This is a genomic window from Streptomyces lothianensis, from assembly GCF_047779955.1.
Taxonomy (GTDB): Bacteria; Actinomycetota; Actinomycetes; order Streptomycetales; family Streptomycetaceae; genus Streptomyces.
Genome location: NZ_JBLMKT010000045.1, coordinates 78,996 through 98,448, shown reverse-complemented (window position 1 = coordinate 98,448; position 19,453 = coordinate 78,996). Strand labels below are relative to the sequence as shown.

The following is a 19,453-nucleotide window of genomic DNA, read 5'->3' as shown; positions in this document are numbered from 1 at the left end:
GGCGCAGGTGACTACCATCAACAAGACCGACGGCCTCCCCGAGGCCGCGCCGGACACCTCGGCGGACACGCCGCTGCTCGAAGTCCGGGACCTCCACGTCGAGTTCAAGACCCGGGACGGCATCGTCAACGCCGTCAACGGCGTCAGCTACTCCGTCAAGGCGGGCGAGACCCTGGCCGTCATGGGCGAGTCCGGCTCCGGCAAGTCCGTCACGGCGCAGGCCATCATGGGCATCATCGACATGCCGCCCGGCCGCATCCCCAAGGGCGAGATCCTCTACCGCGGCCAGGACCTCCTGAAGATGTCGGACGAGGAGCGGCGCAAGATCCGCGGCTCCAAGATCGCAATGATCTTCCAGGACGCGCTGTCCGCCCTGAACCCGGTGCTGAGCGTGGGCTACCAGCTCGGCGAGATGTTCCGGGTGCACCGCGGGATGTCCAAGAAGGAAGCCAAGGCCAAGGCCATCGAGCTGATGGACAAGGTCCGCATCCCGGCGGCCAAGGAGCGGGTGAACGACTACCCGCACCAGTTCTCCGGCGGTATGCGCCAGCGCATCATGATCGCCATGGCGCTGGCCCTCGAGCCCGACCTGATCATCGCCGACGAGCCGACCACGGCCCTCGACGTGACCGTCCAGGCCCAGGTCATGGACCTGCTCTCGGAGCTGCAGGCCGAATACGGGATGAGCCTCATCCTGATCACCCACGACATGGGTGTGGTCGCGGACACCGCCGACAAGACGGCCGTCATGTACGCGGGCCGGATCGTGGAGCAGTCGCCGGTGCACGACCTGTACAAGGCGCCGGCCCACCCGTACACGCGGGGCCTGCTCGACTCCATCCCGCGTCTCGACAAGCGCGGCGAGGAGCTCTACGCGATCAAGGGCCTGCCGCCCAACATGACCCGGGTGCCCTCCGGCTGCGCCTTCAACCCGCGCTGCCCGAAGGCCCAGGACATCTGCCGTACCGAGGTGCCTCTGCTGTACCCGGTGACGGAGCAGGACGGTGGCGAGCTGCCCGGCCGCGGCAGCGCCTGCCACTTCTGGAAGGAGACGATCCATGGCTGACCTCGAGAAGGCGTCCGGCGCCAAGGTCGCCCAGGGCGAGCCGATTCTGCAGGTACGGGGCCTGGTCAAGCACTTCCCGCTGACCTCCGGCATCCTGTTCAAGCGGCAGGTCGGCGCCGTGCGGGCCGTGGACGGCATCTCCTTCGACCTGCACGAGGGCGAGACGCTGGGCATCGTCGGCGAGTCCGGCTGTGGCAAGTCCACCGTCGCCAAGCTCCTGATGAACCTGGAGCGCGCCACCCAGGGCGAGATCCTGTACCGGGGCGAGGACATCAGCAAGCTGTCCGGCAAGGCCCTGCGCGCGGTCCGCCGGAACATCCAGATGGTGTTCCAGGACCCGTACACCTCCCTGAACCCGCGTATGACGGTCGGTGACATCATCGGCGAGCCCTTCGAGATCCACCCCGAGGTGGCGCCGAAGGGCAGCCGGCAGGCCCGGGTGCAGGAGCTCCTGGACCTCGTGGGTCTCAACCCCGAGTACATCAACCGCTACCCGCACCAGTTCTCCGGCGGTCAGCGCCAGCGCATCGGCATCGCCCGCGGCCTCGCGCTCAACCCGGACATCATCATCTGCGACGAGCCCGTCTCGGCGCTCGACGTGTCCATCCAGGCGCAGGTCGTCAACCTCCTGGAGAAGCTGCAGGGCGAGCTGAACCTCTCGTACCTCTTCATCGCCCACGACCTGTCGGTGGTGCGCCACATCTCCGACCGGGTCGGCGTGATGTACCTGGGCAAGATGGCGGAGATCGGTACCGAGGACCAGATCTACGAGCACCCGACCCACCCGTACACGCAGGCACTGCTCTCGGCCGTGCCCGTGCCGGACCCCGTGGGCCGTGAGGGCCGCGAGCGCATCATCCTCACGGGTGACGTCCCCTCGCCGGCCAACCCGCCGTCGGGCTGCCGCTTCCGCACCCGCTGCTGGAAGGCACAGGACCGCTGTGCCGAGGAGGTCCCGCTGCTCGCGATCCCAGAGCGTTTCGTGGGCGAGGACGGCCCGGCCGCGCACGAGTCGGCCTGCCACTTCGCCGAGGAGAAGGACGTCGTGCACGCGGCGTGACATCTCTGCGCACCACGAAGGCGCCCGGAACCGCAACGGTTCCGGGCGCCTTCGCGTGTGCCGCCCCCTTCGCGTGTGCCGCCCCCTTCGCGTGTGCTGCCCCGTCGTGTGGAGCGCCGCCTTCGCAGCCGTGACCCGGAAAGCCGCAGTAGAAGTGCGGTATCCACCGTTTTGGGGTGTATTGGGCCCTAACTGAGTTCGGGTCTGTCGAAGGAGGCACTCCAAATGCGTGGAGCCACACACGCCAAGTGGGTCGCATGCGCCGTGACCGTCGCTCTCGCGGCGAGCGCATGCGGCGACGACGGGGACAGCGGCGGAAGCGGTGACGGCGCTGGGATCGTGCGCTCCTCGTGGGGTGACCCGCAGAGCCCGGTCGAGCCGGCGAACACCAACGAGGTCCAGGGCGGCAAGGTCCTCGACATGATCTTCCGCGGTCTCGTGCGCTACGACCCGGAGACCGGCGAGGCCCAGAACATGATCGCCGAGGACTTCGAGACCACCGACTCGCAGAAGTTCACGGTCACCCTCAAGGACGGCTGGACCTTCAGCAACGGCGAGAAGGTCACCGCCGAGTCCTTCGTGGACGCCTGGAACTACGGCGCCCACATCGACAACAACCAGAAGAACGCGCCGTTCTTCAGCAACATCAAGGGCTACGAGGACGTCCACCCCGCCTCGGGCGAAGCCAAGGCCGAGACCATGAGCGGCCTGGTCGTGAAGGACGATCTGAGCTTCACGGTGGAGCTCACGGACAAGTTCTCGCTCTGGCCCGACACCCTCGGCTACCAGGCCTTCTCCCCGCTGCCCCAGGCCTTCTTCGACGATCACGACGCCTGGCTCTCCAAGCCCGTCGGCAACGGCCCCTACACGATCGAGTCGTACACCAAGGGCTCGGAGATGAAGCTCCGCGCCTGGGACGGCTACGAGGGACCCGACAAGGCGCAGAACGGCGGCGTGGACCTCAAGGTCTACACCGACAACAACACCGCCTACACCGACCTGATCGCCGGCAACCTCGACCTCGTCGACGACGTGCCGGCCCAGCAGCTCAGGAACGTCGAGAGCGACCTCGGCGACCGCTACATCAACCAGCCCGCCCTGATCATCCAGACCCTCGTCTTCCCGATGTACGACGAGAAGTGGTCCGCGGACGGCATGGAGAAGGTCCGCCGCGGCCTGTCCATGGCGATCAACCGCGATGTGATCACCAAGGAGATCTTCCAGGAGACCCGCACCCCTGCCGTGGACTGGACATCACCGGCGCTCGGCGAGAAGGGCGGCTACAAGGACATCTGCGGGGACGCCTGCAAGTTCGACCCCGACGAGGCCAAGAAGCTCATCGAGGAGGGCGGCGGACTGCCCGGCGGCAAGGTCACCATCTCCTCGAACGTGGACACCGGCTCCCACCGCGTGTGGATGGACGCCGTCTGCAACTCCATCAACAACGCGCTCGGCGGCGGCACCTGCACGGTCAACCCGATCGGCACCTTCGCCGACTTCCGCAACCAGATCGGTGCGGAGAAGTTCACCGGCCCCTTCCGCGCGGGCTGGCAGGCCGACTATCCGCTGATCCAGAACTTCCTGCAGCCGCTCTACTACACCGGTGCCTCCTCGAACGACGGCAAGTTCAGCAGCAAGGAATTCGACGACCTGGTGGACAAGGCGAACCAGGAGACCGACCCGGGGACGGCGATCGAGAGCTTCCAGCAGGCCGAGGAGATCCTCGCCGAACAGATGCCCGCGATCCCGCTGTGGTACCAGAACGGCTCGGCCGGCTATTCGGAGAACCTCTCCGACGTGTCCCTCAACCAGTTCAGCGTCCCGGTCTACGACCAGATCAAGGTCAACTGAACCGACTCGCCTGAAAGGCCGCCCGCCACCGGGCGGCCTTTCCGACCCCCGGAGCTGTCATGGGACGGTACGTGATCCGGCGGCTGCTCCAGATGATCCCGGTGTTCATCGGAGCCACCTTCCTGATCTTCGTCATGGTGTACGCGCTCGGCGACCCGGTCGCCGCGCTCTTCGGCGACAAGGCGCCCGACCCGGCCACGGCCGAGCGCATCCGCGAGGATCTCGGCCTCGACAAGCCACTGTGGCAGCAATACCTGCACTACATGGGAAACGTCCTGCAGGGCGACTTCGGTACCGCGTTCAACGGGCAGAAGGTCACCGAGCTGATGGCCGACGCGTATCCGGTCACCCTCAAGCTGACCTTCGTGGCGATCGTCTTCGAGATCGTCATCGGCATCACCCTCGGTGTGGTCAGCGGTCTGCGGCGCGGCCGCCCCGTCGACTCGGGCCTGCTGCTGCTCACCCTCATCGTGATCTCGGTCCCCACCTTCGTCACCGGCTACCTGCTGCAGTTCTCCTTCGGCAAGGGGCTCGGCGGACTCGAGTGGGTGCGCCCCACCGTCTCCAGCGACGCCCCGCTGAACGAGCTGATCCTGCCGGGCATCGTGCTCGCCCTCGTCTCCCTCGCCTACGTCACCCGGCTCACCCGGACCTCGGTCGCGGAGAACGCCCGCGCCGACTACGTACGGACCGCCGTGGCCAAGGGGCTTCCCCGGCGCCGAGTGATCACCAGACACCTCCTGCGGAACTCGCTGATCCCGGTGATCACCTTCATCGGCGCGGACATCGGCTCCCTGATGGGCGGAGCGATCGTCACCGAGCGGATCTTCAACATCCACGGCGTCGGATTCCAGCTCTACAACGGCATCCTGCGCGGCAACACCCCCACCGTGGTCGGCTTCGTGACGATCCTCGTGCTCGTCTTCCTCCTGGCCAACCTCATCGTCGACCTGCTGTATGCGGTCCTGGACCCGAGGATCCGTTATGCCTGAGGCCTACGACCCCGACGACATCTCCAAGGAAGCCATCGCACCCACCGGAGCGGGCGGCGCGATGGACCTGGCCATGAGCGAAGCCGAGACCCTGGAGAAGACCCCCGGCGGCCCCGAGGACACCGGAGCGCAGGAGAAGGCCCGCAGTCTGTGGTCCGACGCCTGGCACCAGCTGCGCCGCAACCCGGTCTTCATCATCTCCTCGCTCCTCATCCTCTTCCTGATCTTCATCTCGCTCTGGCCCTCCCTGCTCGCGAGCGGCGACCCCAACTCCTGCCGCCTCTCCCAGGCCCACCAGTCCTCCGGCCCCGGTCACCCCTTCGGCACGGACGCCCAGGGCTGCGACGTCTACACGAGGACGGTGTACGGGGCCCGCGCCTCCATCTCCGTCGGTATCTGCGCCACTCTCGGCGTGGCCCTCGTCGGTTCCGTGATGGGCGGACTCGCCGGCTTCTTCGGCGGCTGGTGGGATGCGCTGCTCTCCCGGCTCACGGACGTCTTCTTCGCGATCCCCGTCATCCTCGGCGGCCTCGTCTTCCTGTCCGTGGTCGTCTCCTCGACCATCTGGCCGGTCGTCGGCTTCATCATCCTGCTCGGCTGGCCGCAGATCGCCCGTATCGCCCGAGGCGCGGTGATCACCGCCAAACAGAACGACTACGTCCAGGCCGCACGCGCCCTCGGCGCCTCCAACTCCCGGATGCTGCTGCGGCATGTGGCGCCCAACGCGGTCGCCCCGGTGATCGTCGTCGCGACCATCGCGCTCGGCACGTACATCGCGCTGGAGGCGACCCTCTCGTACCTCGGCGTGGGGCTCAGGCCCCCCACCGTCTCCTGGGGCATCGACATCTCCAACGCCTCGCAGTACATCCGCAACTACCCGCATGAACTGCTGTGGCCCGCAGGCGCCCTGAGCATCACCGTGCTCGCGTTCATCATGCTCGGCGACGCGGTGCGCGACGCCCTCGACCCGAAGCTGAGGTAAGTGCCCGCATGCTGCTCGAAGTCAAGGACCTGCAGGTCGAGTTCCGTACCCGGGACGGGGTGGCCAAGGCCGTCAACGGCGTCACGTACTCCGTGGACGCCGGTGAGACCCTCGCGGTGCTCGGCGAATCGGGCTCCGGCAAATCCGTCACCGCCCAGGCCGTCATGGGCATCCTCGACATGCCGCCCGGGAAGATCACCGGCGGCGAGATCGTCTTCCAGGGCCAGGACCTCCTGAAGCTCAAGGAGGAGGAGCGGCGGAAGATCCGCGGCGCGCAGATGGCCATGATCTTCCAGGACGCGCTGTCCTCGTTGAACCCGGTGCTGAGCGTGGGCGCGCAGCTCGGCGAGATGTTCGAGGTGCACCGCGGGATGTCCCGGAAGGACGCGCGGGCCAAGGCCGTCGAACTGATGGACCGGGTGCGCATCCCCGCCGCGAAGGAGCGGGTCACGCAGTACCCGCACCAGTTCTCCGGCGGCATGCGCCAGCGCATCATGATCGCGATGGCGCTCGCTCTCGAACCCGCCCTGATCATCGCGGACGAGCCCACCACCGCCCTCGACGTCACCGTCCAGGCCCAGGTCATGGAGCTGCTCGCGGAACTCCAGCGCGAACTCAACATGGGCCTGATCCTCATCACCCACGACCTCGGCGTCGTCGCCGACGTCGCCGACCGGATCGCCGTCATGTACGCGGGCCGCATCATCGAACGCGCTCCCGTCCACGACATCTACAAGGCCCCCGCCCACCCGTACACGCGGGGCCTGCTCGACTCCATCCCGCGGCTCGACCAGAAGGGCCACGAGCTCTACGCGATCAAGGGCCTGCCGCCGAACCTGATGGCCATCCCGCCCGGCTGCCCCTTCAACCCCCGCTGCCCGCGCGCCCAGGACATCTGCCGCACCGACCTCCCGCCGCTGTTCGAGGTCACCCCGGAGGGCGTCGAGCCGCCCGCCGGCGGCGGCGGCGAGCGGCAGAGCGCCTGCCACTTCTGGAAGGAGACGCTCCGCGATGCCTGAGCTCACGAAGGAGGCCCCGCAGGACGCCGCGGCATCCGCGGGCGAGCCGATCCTCGAAGTCCGCGGCCTGGTCAAACACTTCCCGCTCACCCAGGGGATCCTCTTCAAGAAGCAGATCGGCGCGGTCAAGGCCGTCGACGGCGTGGACTTCGACCTCGGAGCGGGCGAAACCCTCGGCATCGTCGGCGAATCCGGCTGCGGCAAGTCCACCGTCGCCAAACTCCTGGTGAACCTGGAGCACCCCACGGCCGGGGAGATCCGCTACAAGGGCGAGGACATCACCAAGCTCTCCGGACGCGCGCTGAAGGCGGTCCGCCGCAACATCCAGATGGTCTTCCAGGACCCGTACACCTCCCTCAACCCGCGGATGACGGTCGGCGACATCATCGGCGAGCCGTACGAGATCCATCCCGAGGTCGCCCCGAAGGGCTCACGCCGCCAGAAGGTCCAGGAACTCCTGGACGTCGTCGGCCTCAACCCGGAGTACATCAACCGCTATCCGCACCAGTTCTCCGGCGGTCAGCGCCAGCGCATCGGGATCGCCCGCGGACTCGCCCTGCGGCCCGAGATCATCGTGGCCGACGAGCCGGTCTCGGCGCTCGACGTCTCCGTGCAGGCACAGGTCGTCAACCTCCTGGAACAACTCCAGTCCGAATTCAATCTCTCCTACGTCTTCATCGCCCACGACCTCTCGATCGTGCGGCACATCTCCGACCGTGTCGGCGTCATGTACCTCGGCCGGATCGTCGAGGTCGGCACCGACCGCGAGATCTACGACCACCCGACGCACCCCTACACCCAGGCACTCCTCTCCGCCGTCCCCGTCCCCGACCCGGACGCCCGCCTCCACCGCGAACGCATCATCCTGTCCGGCGACGTCCCCTCCCCGGCCAACCCGCCCTCGGGCTGCCGCTTCCGCACGCGCTGCTGGAAGGCCCAGGAACGCTGCGAACTCGAAGTCCCGGCCCTCGCGGTCCCCGCCACCTTCCGCCTCACCACCGGCCCGACGGCCCACCCGTCGGCCTGCCACTTCGCGGAGGAGAAGCATGTGGTTCCGGACGAAGTCGAGGGCGGGGGTGAGGGTGAGGACGACGGGGAGGGAGTCGGGGGCGCCTCCAGCGATCACTGACCACTGGAAGATCCCAACTCACTTGCCGAATATCGGAGGGAACCGCCAGTCTTGGGTACTCATCAACGGGAGGACCTACGACCATGGGCACGCCAGGACTCGATACCCAGCCGAGCGCCTTCACGTACGATCTCGAGGACCTGGTGACGCACGCCTGGAACGGGAAGGTCCGTGTTCCACATTTCCAGCGTGACTTCCGCTGGGGCACGCAAGACGTCATCCGGCTTTTCGACAGCATCATCAAGGGCTATCCCATCGGAAGTCTGTTGCTCTGGGTCCGCCGGTCACCTGCCGAAGAACTCACCCTCGGCCGGCTCACCATCGACGCTCCCCCCTCCGAGGAGACGCTGTGGGTGGTGGACGGTCAGCAGCGCATCACGAGCCTCGCCAACGCGCTGCACCCCAAGGGCAATGACTTCGCCCCCTTCTCCATCTACTACGACCTCGCGCGTCGCGAGTTCATCGCCCAGCCGAAGACTCGTGAGCCGCAGCACATTCCGTTGCCCGTGCTGTTCGACCTGAAGGTGCTCCTCAGCTGGTTCCGCAAGGACGGACAGGACGCCGTCGAGTACTTCGACGAGGCCGAACGCGTCGCCAAGGTGCTGCGGCAGTTCAAGGTGCCGGCCTACCTGGTGAGGCAGGACGACGAGAAGATCCTCACCGACATCTTCGACCGCATGAACAACTACGGAAAACGTCTCAGCCGGGCTGAGATCTTCTCCGCACTCTTCGCCGGACCGGAGGACGGCCACGAGGACCGGCTGTCGCTGTCGCGTATCGCCGACCGGGTGGCGGAACGTACCGGGTTCGGCACGATCGACGACGACACGGTCCTTGCCTCCGTCCTGGCCCGCAGGGGGCCCGACCCCGCCCGGGACATCCGGAATGAGTTCGAGGAGAGCGGTCGCCGTACGGTCCGGGAGTTTCCCGGGGAGGACCGGGACACCGCCTACGCCGAAGGCGAGGAGGCCCTCGTGCGAGCGGTGCGGTTTCTGCAGACAGAGGCGGGTGTTCCGCACCTCTCCCTGCTGGCCTATCGCGCCCTCATCGTGGTGCTGGCCCGCTTCTTCGGGCACTTTCCCGAGCCGAGCGAGAACACGCTGCGACTGCTGCGACGTCTGTACTGGCGCGTCGCCGTGTCCGGTCCGGCCGTGTTCAAGGGAAGCTTCACCCAGGTAGGGCGGTCACTCTCCAAGCGCATCACGCAGGGTGACGAGCAGGGGTCCATCAGCGGGCTGATGGCGGCGATGGCTGACGCCCCCACCACTGCTCCCAACCCCGTCCGGTTCAAGACGAACGAGGCCACAGCGAAGGTCATTCTCAGCGCTTGGTGGTCGTTGCGGCCGCGGTCGCTCGTCACCGGTGAACCGTTCGACGCGCAAGACCTGTCCACGCTCCTCGGCGACCAGACCACGGCTGCGATGGCGGCGCACCGCGTCTTTTCACGCGGCCTGACACCCCAGCAGCAGCTCTTGGCCGCCAATCGTCTCTTCCTCCCCTCCGACACCGACCCCGTCGACGAGATCCCGGTGCTGCTCTCCACCAAGCCCGTCGACCTCGACGAGGAGACATGGGAAGCGGTCCTTGCGTCCCACTGCGTCGACGGCTCCATGGTCGAGGCCCTATTGCAAGGCGATCGGAGCGGGTTCCTGACGCTTCGCCAGGAACGGATCGCCGTACAGCTGCAGGACTTTCTGCAGCGCATGGCCGAATGGGACTACGAGGACACTCCATCCCTCGACACACTCGACCTTGACGAACTGGACGACCTGGCCGAATGAGCACGCTCACTGAGAAGTACTTCGCCGTACTCCTTCACGGGCGGCGCATCGGAACGCTGTGTCAGAAGGGCGACCACACACGGTTCGCATTCCACCCCTCGTATCTCGACGACCCGCACCGCCCTGTCCTCGGCCTGCGCTTCGAGGAGAACCTCGAGCGGCCGTAATCCTCCGCTCTGCGCCTGCCCAGATGGTTCTCGAATCTGCTCCCCGAAGGGCCCCTGCGCGAATGGATCGCTCAGGAGCGCGGTGTCTCCCTGGACCGCGAGATGGAGTTGCTGGCCCAGGTGGGTCACGACCTTCCCGGCGCCGTCCAGGTCATGCCCGCAACCAGCCCCGACGACGACTGGGAGTGGCCCGACGGGGATGTGGGTTCGGGCAAGGGAGCGTTCACGGCGGCTTCGGAGTCGGCCACCTGGCGGTTTTCCCTCGCAGGCGTCGCCCTGAAGTTTTCCATGCTCGCCCGTGGCGACCGGCTGACCGTGCCGGCGGCCGGACAGCACGGCGACTGGCTCGTGAAATTCCCGGACTACCGGCATCCGGACGTCCCCCGGAACGAGTTCGCCATGATGTCCCTGGCTCGCGCGGTGGGCATCGACGCCCCGGATGTACGCCTCATGCACCGGGACGAACTCGAAGGCGTCCCCGACCGTATGTGGCCGAACGATGAGGAATGGGCCTACGCCGTCCGCCGCTTCGACCGGCTTCCCGATGTTTACCGTACCCCCGTGCACATCGAGGACTTCGCCCAAGTCCGCGACAAGTATCCGCAGGACAAGTACGAGGGAACTTTCGAGACCGTAGTGGCTCTCGCCTATCGCGGCCGGGACCGGGCCGCGCTGCGCGAGGCAGTACGGCGCATCGCCTTTTCGACGGTGATCGGAAACGGTGACGCTCACCTCAAGAACTGGTCGCTCATCTACACCGATCGTCGGGTGCCAGGACTCTCCCCGGTGTACGACCTGGTGTCCACCGTCCCTTACGCTCCCGCCGATGAACCCGAGGACCTCGGCCTGAAGTTCGGCGGAAGCAAACGGTTCGAGAATGTGCAGCTCAGAACCTTCAAGCGTCTCCAGGCCAGGCTCGACCATCATCTGGGGCGCACACATCAAGACCTTGTCGCCGTCGCCGCCGACACCGCGGAACGCGTCCGCACACACTGGCCCGAGCACCAGCAGGCACTGAGTGACACTCCCGGCCTGTGCGACAGCGTCGACCAATGGATCAGGAGCAGGACCCAGACCCTTCTGTCGTCCGGAGAGGCTTGAGCGGAGAAACACGAACAGCTCGCCGGTCCCGCGGACGACCGCGTTGTGCCGGAGTCCCTCCCCCTTGCGGTTGCTGCGCGGCCCCAAGGGGCCCCGGGGCTTCGCCCCGGTTTCGGGAAGGGGTGGGGTGGGGAAGAACGCCGCGTATGGGGGAGCCGCAGATACTGACGGGTGGCGCACGCCTGGCCGGATCCGCGGCCGCCACCGCCATCGCCCTGATCGGCGCCGCCTGGATCATCCTCGACCTGTACGAGGCCGACCACCCCGCCCGCCTGTGGCGCTCCTGGGCAGGCCTGGCGCACGGGGCCCAGAACCCGCTGTACTCCGACCTGACGGACCTCGTCCTCTTCCTCACCTGCGCGGCCGTGGCCGTGACCGTCATCCGCTCACCCTCCGCCACGTCCTCCCTGGTGGCCGCCGGGCTCCTGGCCGTCGCCGTCCGCACCCCGAGCATCTGGCTGCTGACCGACGAGCCCCGCTTCGGTGCCTTCGCCCTGCGCGAGCGCGCCCTCGCGAGCGCCGCCGTCACCGTGGGCCTCGGACTGGTCCTGCTGATGCTCGCGGCGTTCGGCCGCCGCCCACCCGGCGAACGCACCGCGCACCCGGCCGCCTTCGGCGAGGACGCGGAGCCGCTGCGCCCGCTCCTGGGCGCGGCCGTCACCACGCTCCTCGTCCTGGGCTCGGCCGCCGTGGCGGGCATCGCCTGGGAGATCGACCGGGCCCGAAGGCTCGGCTGGGACCTCTACCAGCACCATCTGACCGGAACCGGATCCGGTTCCGTCGTGGCCGGTCCGGCGACGGCCCCGGGGGCGGCCGCAGGGCCCAGCACCCTGCTGACCCCGCTCTCCCCGCCCCCGTCCTGGCTGCCCTGGTGCACCGCCCTCCTCGCCCTGGCCGCCGTGGTCGCCGCGATGCAACGCGCGAGCTTCGCCCGCGCCCTGGGCATGACGGCGGCCACCGTGTATGTCGTGTACGGGGCGATGGGCGTCCACTGGGTGATGGAGGGGCATGCGCTGCGCATGTTCGCAGAGCTCTCCGTCCGCTCCCAGCTCGGCATCCTCACCCCGTTCTGGTACGTCCTCGCAGGCCTCGGCACCCTCATCGTCCTGTGCTTCGGCTACGAGCGCCGCTACGGGGCCTGGGCCCCTGCGGGCGGCGGCGCCTACGGACCGCCGCCCCCACCGTCCCCCGCCCCACCGGGCTGGTGAACCCCGGACCTCAACCGGAAGGCACCCGGAGCCACCCGGACCCCAACCGGAAGCCACCCGGAGCCACCCAGAGCCACCCGGACCCCAACCGGAAGCCACCCGGACCTCAACCGGAAGGCACCCGGAGCCACCCGAACCCCATCCGGAGCCGTCCGGAAGCCACCCGGAACCCTCACGCCATCCTCACACCATCCCCAACGACCGCTTCAGGAAGTCCACCTGAAGCAGCAGCACATTCTCCGCGACCTGTTCCTGCGGCGTCGCATGCGTCACCCCCGAGAGCGGCAGCACCTCATGCGGCCGCCCCGCCGCGAGCAGCGCGGAGGAGAGCCGCAGCGAGTGCGCCACGTGCACGTTGTCGTCCGCGAGCCCGTGCACGATCATCAGCGGCCGCGTCTGCTCCGCCGCCCCGGACAGCCCTTCGTCGGTGACGAGCGAGTTCTCCGCGTACACCTGCGGCTGCTTGTTGGGGTCGCCCAGGTAGCGCTCGGTGTAGTGGGTGTCGTAGAGCCGCTGGTCGGTCACCGGCGCGCCCGCGATCGCCGCGTGGAAGACATCGGGCCGCCGCAGCAGCGCGAGCCCGGAGAGGTAGCCGCCGAAGGACCAGCCGCGGATGGCGACCCGCCCCAGGTCGAGCGGGAAGCGCTCGGCGAGCGCGTGCAGCGCGTCGACCTGGTCCTCCAGGACGACCGACGCCAGGTTGTCCTTGATCGCCTTCTCCCAGGCGGGGGAGCGCCCGGGGGTCCCGCGGTTGTCCGCGATCACCACGGCGAAGCCCTGGTCCGCGAACCACTGCGAGGTGAGATACGGATCGTGCGCCGCGGCCACCCGCGCGTGATGCGGCCCGCCGTAGGGATCGAGCAGCACAGGAAGCGGACCATCCTCCTCCGTATAGCTCGTGGGGAGCAGCACGGCGCACGGGATGCGCCGTGCGCCCGCTTCGGTCAGGTGTACGCGCGGTGCGATGACCGGCTGCTCCGCGTACGACGCGATGACCGCCTTCTGCTTGCCTGCCCCCTTGCCGACGAGTACCCGCACCCGTACACCGGGCTGCTCGGGCCGGGACGACACAAGCACGGTGACATCGCCGGACCGTACCGCCGTGTGCACCCCGGGATCCTGCGAGATCCGCTCCACACCCAGCTCGTTGACCCGGTAGACATGCACCTCACCGGTCTCCGGCCGCGCCGCCTCCTCGCCCGCGGCCGCCTGGACGAGCACATCGCTCTCGCCGATGTCGAGCACCGAGCGCAGCTGCAACTGCGCCCCGGTCAGCGGCCGCTCGCCGACGGCGAGCACCCGGGCCCCGCCCTCGTCGGCGATCCGCACGAGCTGCCCGCTGGGCGACCAGGCGGGCGTGCCGACGAACAGTTCCAGCCAGGCCGGATCCTCGTCCGCATGCACCATCCGGGTCGAACCGTCCGCCGGATCGGCCACCAGATACACCTGTCCGCCCTGGTCACGGGTCTGTACGAGCAGCAGCGGCGCACCCGCCGACGACCAGTGCACACGGGCCAGATACGGATAGCGCTCCCGGTCCCATGCGATCTCGGTGCGCGAGCCGTCCAGGCCGAGGACGAAGAGCCGTACATCCGCGTTGGGGGTCCCCGCGGCCGGGTATCCGATCTGCGCCGGGGCCGCCTCGGGGTGCGCGGGGTCGGCGATCCACCAGCGCCGTACCGGGGAGTTGTCCACGCGGGCGGCGAGCAGCCGGTCGGACTCGGGCGACCACCAGAAGCCCCGGTAGCGCTGCATCTCCTCGGCGGCGACGAACTCCGCGAGACCGTACGTGACTTCGCAGTCGCCGGAGCCTTCGGCTCCTTCGGCCCCCTCCGCCCCCTCGGCGCCGTCCGGTTCCGCGAGTGCCCTGTCGTCCTCGCCCTCGGCGCCCACGACCCGTAGCGCCCCCTGCGAGACGTACGCGATGAACCGGCCGTCCGGCGAAGGCCGCGGATCGATCACCGGACCGGGAACCTGCAGCTCACGCGAGGTTCCGGCACGCAGCTCACAGGTGAAGAGGCGACCGGACAGCGAGAAGGCCGCCAACTCCGCGGACGCGTCGGTCGCATAGGCCACGACGCCCGCGCCGAACTCCCGGCTCCGCTCGCGCCGGGCTCGCTCGGCAGCGGACAGCTTCTCCTCGGCGCCGCCGAGCAGCACCTGGGGGTCGGCGGCGATCCGCTCCGTGCCGTCCTCGAGGTCGAGCACCCACAGCAGGGTCTCCCGATCGGTACCCGAACGTGAGCGCAGGAAGCTCACGCGCTCTCCATCGGGTGACACGGTGAACGCGCGCGGGGTGCCGAGCGAAAATCTCTGTGTCCGCGCATGCTGACGCGGGAAAGACTGCTGTCCGAAGGTCATCCCCCGAGGCTACTGATCCGCAAGCCGCCGCGCCTCCCCGTGGACTGACCTCTTCCGAGCCCGCCCGAGCCCTCCCCGAGCGGAACACGTGCGCCCCCCTGTGCTGCCGTGCACCAACCATGCAGACCCACGGAAAGTTATGATCCGTGGCAGCGGGTGGTAGGAACCCGGCGGAGGCCCGTACTCCCTTATGGGTCACAGGACTTGAGCTTGGAGGCAGGCCGCGTGGCACTCTCGATCTCGGCCGTGGTGCTGTTTGCGATCCTCGTCGTCATCTTCATCAAGAAGTCAGGTCTGAACGCCGGTCACGCACTCGTCTGCGTCCTGCTCGGCTTCTACCTGGCGAGCTCCTCGGTGGCCCCGACGATCAGCGACGTGACCACGAACATCGCGACGATGCTCGGGGACATCAAGTTCTAGGGCGTGTGCCGGACGTCGCGGGGCAGCAGCGACCTTCGCAACACGCCCTGGGGCCGGGCCTCAGGCGCGGGGACTTCATCTTCCGGGCGCGGGGGCTTCGGCTTCCAGGCCCGGGGACATCGGGTTCCGGCCGCGGGGACATCGGGTTCCGGCCGCGGGGACATCGGGTTCCGGCCGCGGGGCCTCGTACGCTTGGCCCCATGACCGAAGACCCCGCCCGCCGTCGGAGCCTGCTCCTGGTGCACGCCCACCCCGACGACGAGTCGATCAACAACGGCACCACCATGGCCAGGTACGCGGCCGAGGGCGCCCACGTCACCCTCGTGACCTGCACGCTCGGCGAGGAGGGTGAGGTCATTCCGGCAGATCTCGCCCATATCGCCCCCGACCGCGAGAACACCCTGGGCGCCCACCGCATCGGTGAACTCGACCGGGCCATGAAGGAGGTCGGCGTCACCGACCACCGCTTCCTCGGCGGCCCGGGCCGCTACCGCGACTCCGGGATGATGGGCCTCGCCAGCAACGACGCGGGTTTCTGGGCGGCCGACCCCGACGAGGCCGCGGCTGAGCTCGTCGCGGTGATCCGCGAGGTGCGCCCGCAGGTGCTCGTCACCTACGACGAGAACGGCGGCTACGGCCACCCCGACCACATCAAGGCCCACCGCGTGGCCCTGCGCGCCGCCGAGCTCGCCGGTGAGAGCGCCTTCCGCCGCGACCTCGGCGAAGCGCACACCATCACGAAGATCTACTACAACCGCGTCCCGCGCTCCGTCGCCGAGGAGCGCTTCACGGCCCTGCGCGAGGCACTCGCCGATCTGCCGTGGACCCGGGCGGCCGACATCGGCGACGTGCCCGGCGTGATCGACGACGCCGTCATCACCACGAAGATCGCGGCCGGTCCGTACGGCGCCGCGAAGGCCGCGGCGATGCGTGCGCATGTCACCCAGGTGGAGGTCCGCGAACCCTGGTTCGCGCTCTCCAACCGGCTCGCCCAGCCGCTCCTCGCCGACGAGTACTACGAGTTGGTACGAGGCGAGGCGGGTGCCGCCACCGGCGAACTCGAGGACGACCTCTTCGCCGGCCTCGACAGCGGAGCCATCAGCCATCACTCCGCCGGTCCCGCCACCGGACCGGCGGCGCAGGGGGGCCAGGCATGAGCACCCGCGAACCCTCCCGCGCCAAAGGCGGCCCCAAGTCCCCCCGCGCGAACAGCGGACGGACGCCCGCTTCGTCCGGAAAGGCCGTGGAGCAGCCCTCCCGGCAGGCATCGAAGCAGGCGTCGAAGCAGGCGTCGAAGCAGGAGTCCGGCCGGACGCCGAAACAGGCCGTGGAGCAGCCCGCAGGTGAGCTGTCCCGGGGTCTGCGGATCGCGGTGTACGTCCTCCTCGCCGTTCTCGGTGTGCTGGTCGCCTTCGCCGGTGTGCTGCTCCAATCCGCCTGGTTCCCCGGCGGTTTGTTGCTCGCGCTGCTCGGCGCCGCCGGCCTGTTCCACGGCGGCGCACGCGGGCTCGGCGCACGGTCCGGTGCCTTCGTGCCCGCCGCGTCCTGGCTGCTCGGCGTGCTGTTCCTCAGTCGCAGCAGGCCCGAGGGCGACCTGCTCCTCGGCACGATGGGGAGCTCGTACCTCTACCTTCTCGGAGGCATGGCGGTGGCTGTGATCTGTGCCACGTTCGGTGCGCCCGCGCGCCCCGGCGGCCTGGCGGCCCGACTCGCCAAGTGACGTACTGAGACGTACTGATCCGACCCGTCGGAACGCTCTCCGGGCGCATCGGGGGCGAGCGGCCCCGGAGGCGTCCGGCCGCCCGCTCTTGAGGGCGGTCCGGGTATACGCGTCGGGCGCGGCCAGTATGGTGGTGCGCGCCGCCGGGCCGTCCACACACGGTCGTTTGCAGACCGGGACCGGGAAAGTCCGTGATTCGGACCGTCCGTGACCCGGACCGTTCGTCGAGACGAAGGCCGGGCGGTGAAGCCGATCGGGAGAACCTGCCTTGAGTCGTGAAACTGACACTCCGTCCTCCGGGCCCCAGGGGCGCGGGGGTTCCGCCTACCCCTCGGGCACACCGCCGTACGGCACCGAGTCGGGCGGACCGGACGCGGAGCGGGACGCGGACCGCATGGAGGCGGCCGCGCCCGCGGCCGACGAGCCCGAGACGCAGACCACGCTGACCACCCGGATCCGGATCAACATCCCCGGATCGCGGCCCATCCCGCCGGTCGTCATGCGCACACCCGTGAACGAGGAGCAGGGCGAGGCGCCTTCCTCCCCGTCCTCCGCCTCTCCTTCTCCTTCCTCCGCTTCCGCTTCCGCTCCCTTCGAGGACATCCCCGGGGTGCCGAAGGCCCACCCGGCGCCCGCACCCGAGCCCGCTCCCGAGGAGCCCGCGGCCGCGGACTCCGGCGGGGCGAAGGGCGAGGAGAAGACCAGCGACTGGTTCGCGCCGCGCAAGCCGGCGGGCGGCGGGAAGGCCGCCGGCGCTTCGGGCGGCGCGGGTGGTCCCGGCGGCCATGGTGGCGCGGGCGGACCGGGCGGTCCCGGTGCGGCTGGCGCGCCCGGACCGGGCACCGCCGCTCCCGGCGCACCCGCGCAGGGCACCCCGCCGCGCGGCGACCTCCCGTACCGCAAGGGCGGCCCCGGGCAGGGCGGCGGCCCCGCGCAGGGCGGTGAGCCCACGCGCCCGAGAAGCGCCCTCAGCGACCTCGCGGAAGGCGCCGGCCCCTCCGCCCCCACCACCTCGCCCTCCGGCCCGCACCCCGGCGCCCCCGGCACCCCGGGCCGAGGCCCGGCCGGCGGCCCGCCGCCGCGCGGCCCGCTCGGCGGCCCGAACGGCCCGAACGGCCCGCGCCCGACACCCCCCGGTGTCACCGCCCCCTCCGGCCCCACCACGGGCCCGGCGACCGGGGAAGGTGCCCCGCCGCCGACCCCGTTCCGCCGCCCGGCCGTCCCCTCCGCCCCCGGACCGCAGGGCCCCGGCGCCTCCGGACCGCAGGGCCCCGGCGCCTCCGGACCGCAGGGCCCCGGCCCTCAGCAGCCGGACACCCCCGCCTACCTGCGCGAGGGCTCCGAACCGCCGCGGATGAGCGACGACACCGCAGTCCTCACCCCGCAGAAGCCGGCCCCGGCCCCCGCCCCGATCCCGGCACCGGGACAGGTCTCCGGCGCCACCCTGAACAGCGGCCTCGCCACACCGCCGCCCGGTCAGGACTTCGAGCCGAGCCCGTTCGCACCGCAGGGCTCGTCCGCGGGTGCGGACGAGCCGGCGCAGCCCGCGCCCGCCGCTCCGGCCGCGAGTTCCCGGCCCGCCAAGAAGGGCCGCAGCAAGCTGGTCCTCGTGGCGAGCGGCGTCCTCGGCCTGCTCGGTGTCGCCTACGGTGCGGGCCTGCTCATGAACCACTCCGACGTGCCCAAGGGCACCACGGTGCTCGGCGTCGACATCGGCGGCGGCACCCGTGACGACGCCGTGGAGAAGCTGGACGCCGCGCTCGGCGAGCGCACCACCCAGCCGCTCGAACTCTCCGTGAACGGCAAGAAGGTCATCCTCGAACCCGAGCAGGCAGGCCTCTCGCTCGATGCCCAGGCGACCGTCCGCGCGGCCGCCGGAAGCGACTACAACCCGGTCTCCGTGATCGGTTCGCTCTTCGGCGGCGAGCGCGTCGTCGAGGCGGAGATGCCGGTCGACGAGGAGAAGCTCACCGATGCCCTGCAGCGCATCGCGGGCGACTCCTCCGGCGGCGAGGGCGGCATCAAGCTCTCGCCCGGCAAGGCGACCCCGGTGTACGGCAAGGGCGGCACGAAGGTCAACGAGCAGGGCGCGATCGCGGTGATCGAGGCCGCGTACCGCGAGCAGGTCGAGACCGGCAGGCGCACCCCGGTCGAACTGCCCGTCTCCACCGCCGCGCCCAAGGTCACCAAGGCCGAGGTCGACCGGATGATGAAGGAGTTCGCCACGCCCGCGATGTCCGGCCTGATCACGATCAGGGCCGAATCCGGCGAGTCGATCCCGTTCTCCCCGGAGAAGTCGATCTACAAGTTCGTCAAGGTGGTGGCGACCGAGGACGGCAAGCTCACCGAACAGTACGACGCCGCCACCCTCAAGGAGATGTACGGCAGCACCTTCGACAATGTCCTGATCACGCGGGGCAACGGCGAGCAGACCGCGGTCACCGAGCAGGACGTGATCGGCGCGATCCGCCAGGCGCTGCGCGGGAAGACCCCCGCGGAGCGGACCGTCACGATCCAGTCCGACCCGAGCTGAACCGAGCCCGCTCCCCGCTGATCCAGGCGAAGCCCGGCCCCGTACAACGGGCGCCGGGCTTCC

General features: G+C 69.6%; 15 protein-coding genes and 1 pseudogene. 15 read left to right on the top strand and 1 reads right to left on the bottom strand.

What is annotated here, in order from left to right:
* Positions 1-7 precede the first annotated feature (7 nt).
* The 11 genes and pseudogenes from ACLF6P_RS16765 (at position 8) to ACLF6P_RS16715 (ending at position 12,356) form a co-directional block, all read left to right on the top strand.
* Positions 8-1,066 carry an ABC transporter ATP-binding protein gene (locus ACLF6P_RS16765; protein WP_415951160.1) on the top strand — a complete coding sequence of 353 codons (1,059 nt, stop codon included), beginning with the start codon at positions 8-10 and terminating at the stop codon, positions 1,064-1,066.
* Entirely contained in the window at positions 1,059-2,126 is a 1,068-nt protein-coding gene (locus tag ACLF6P_RS16760; protein ID WP_415951159.1) for an ABC transporter ATP-binding protein, read from the top strand. Before ACLF6P_RS16765 ends, ACLF6P_RS16760 begins: the two co-directional genes overlap by 8 nt.
* A gap of 225 nt (positions 2,127-2,351) precedes the next feature.
* Positions 2,352-3,977: a peptide ABC transporter substrate-binding protein gene (locus ACLF6P_RS16755; protein ID WP_415951158.1), complete on the top strand. Its 1,626-nt coding sequence runs from the start codon at positions 2,352-2,354 to the stop codon at positions 3,975-3,977.
* 59 nt (positions 3,978-4,036) lie between these two features.
* Positions 4,037-4,969: an ABC transporter permease gene (locus ACLF6P_RS16750; RefSeq protein WP_415951157.1), complete on the top strand. Its 933-nt coding sequence runs from the start codon at positions 4,037-4,039 to the stop codon at positions 4,967-4,969.
* On the top strand, positions 4,962-5,951 hold the full coding sequence (locus ACLF6P_RS16745; protein WP_415951156.1) for an ABC transporter permease: 990 nt from the start codon (positions 4,962-4,964) through the stop codon (positions 5,949-5,951). The genes ACLF6P_RS16750 and ACLF6P_RS16745 overlap by 8 nt, the downstream gene beginning before the upstream one ends.
* Before the next feature lie 8 nt (positions 5,952-5,959).
* Positions 5,960-6,970: an ABC transporter ATP-binding protein gene (locus tag ACLF6P_RS16740; RefSeq protein WP_415951155.1), complete on the top strand. Its 1,011-nt coding sequence runs from the start codon at positions 5,960-5,962 to the stop codon at positions 6,968-6,970.
* On the top strand, positions 6,963-8,099 hold the full coding sequence (locus tag ACLF6P_RS16735; protein ID WP_415951154.1) for an ABC transporter ATP-binding protein: 1,137 nt from the start codon (positions 6,963-6,965) through the stop codon (positions 8,097-8,099). Before ACLF6P_RS16740 ends, ACLF6P_RS16735 begins: the two co-directional genes overlap by 8 nt.
* Positions 8,100-8,182: 83 nt before the next feature.
* A complete protein-coding gene (locus tag ACLF6P_RS16730) occupies positions 8,183-9,880 on the top strand; it encodes a DUF262 domain-containing protein (protein WP_415951153.1) in 1,698 nt (565 codons plus the stop codon).
* Positions 9,877-10,188: pseudogene (locus ACLF6P_RS16725) on the top strand (HipA N-terminal domain-containing protein); the annotation flags it as partial. The gene ACLF6P_RS16730 and the pseudogene ACLF6P_RS16725, both read left to right, overlap by 4 nt.
* 60 nt (positions 10,189-10,248) lie before the next feature.
* Positions 10,249-11,148 (top strand): type II toxin-antitoxin system HipA family toxin, encoded by a 900-nt coding sequence (locus ACLF6P_RS16720; protein WP_415951204.1) that lies wholly within the window; start codon positions 10,249-10,251, stop codon positions 11,146-11,148.
* Positions 11,149-11,294: 146 nt separating this feature from the next.
* Complete coding sequence (locus tag ACLF6P_RS16715) at positions 11,295-12,356, top strand: hypothetical protein (protein WP_415951152.1); 1,062 nt, start codon at positions 11,295-11,297, stop codon at positions 12,354-12,356.
* Between the two features lie 183 nt (positions 12,357-12,539).
* Here the strand turns inward: ACLF6P_RS16715 and ACLF6P_RS16710 are convergent, their stop codons facing one another.
* Positions 12,540-14,717, bottom strand: coding sequence for a S9 family peptidase (locus ACLF6P_RS16710; RefSeq protein WP_415951150.1), 2,178 nt, complete (start codon positions 14,715-14,717; stop codon positions 12,540-12,542).
* Between the two features lie 225 nt (positions 14,718-14,942).
* On the opposite strand from ACLF6P_RS16710, the gene ACLF6P_RS16705 reads away from it, so the two are divergent.
* The 4 genes from ACLF6P_RS16705 to ACLF6P_RS16690 all read left to right on the top strand — a co-directional run bounded on the left by ACLF6P_RS16705 (position 14,943) and on the right by ACLF6P_RS16690 (position 19,390).
* Positions 14,943-15,137, top strand: coding sequence for a hypothetical protein (locus tag ACLF6P_RS16705; RefSeq protein ID WP_415951149.1), 195 nt, complete (start codon positions 14,943-14,945; stop codon positions 15,135-15,137).
* Positions 15,138-15,337: 200 nt separating this feature from the next.
* Positions 15,338-16,294 carry an N-acetyl-1-D-myo-inositol-2-amino-2-deoxy-alpha-D-glucopyranoside deacetylase gene (gene mshB, locus ACLF6P_RS16700; protein ID WP_415951147.1) on the top strand — a complete coding sequence of 319 codons (957 nt, stop codon included), beginning with the start codon at positions 15,338-15,340 and terminating at the stop codon, positions 16,292-16,294.
* Positions 16,291-16,857: a DUF6113 family protein gene (locus ACLF6P_RS16695; RefSeq protein ID WP_415951146.1), complete on the top strand. Its 567-nt coding sequence runs from the start codon at positions 16,291-16,293 to the stop codon at positions 16,855-16,857. The genes mshB and ACLF6P_RS16695 overlap by 4 nt, the downstream gene beginning before the upstream one ends.
* 268 nt (positions 16,858-17,125) lie before the next feature.
* On the top strand, positions 17,126-19,390 hold the full coding sequence (locus ACLF6P_RS16690) for a hypothetical protein (RefSeq protein WP_415951145.1): 2,265 nt from the start codon (positions 17,126-17,128) through the stop codon (positions 19,388-19,390).
* Positions 19,391-19,453: the final 63 nt, after the last annotated feature.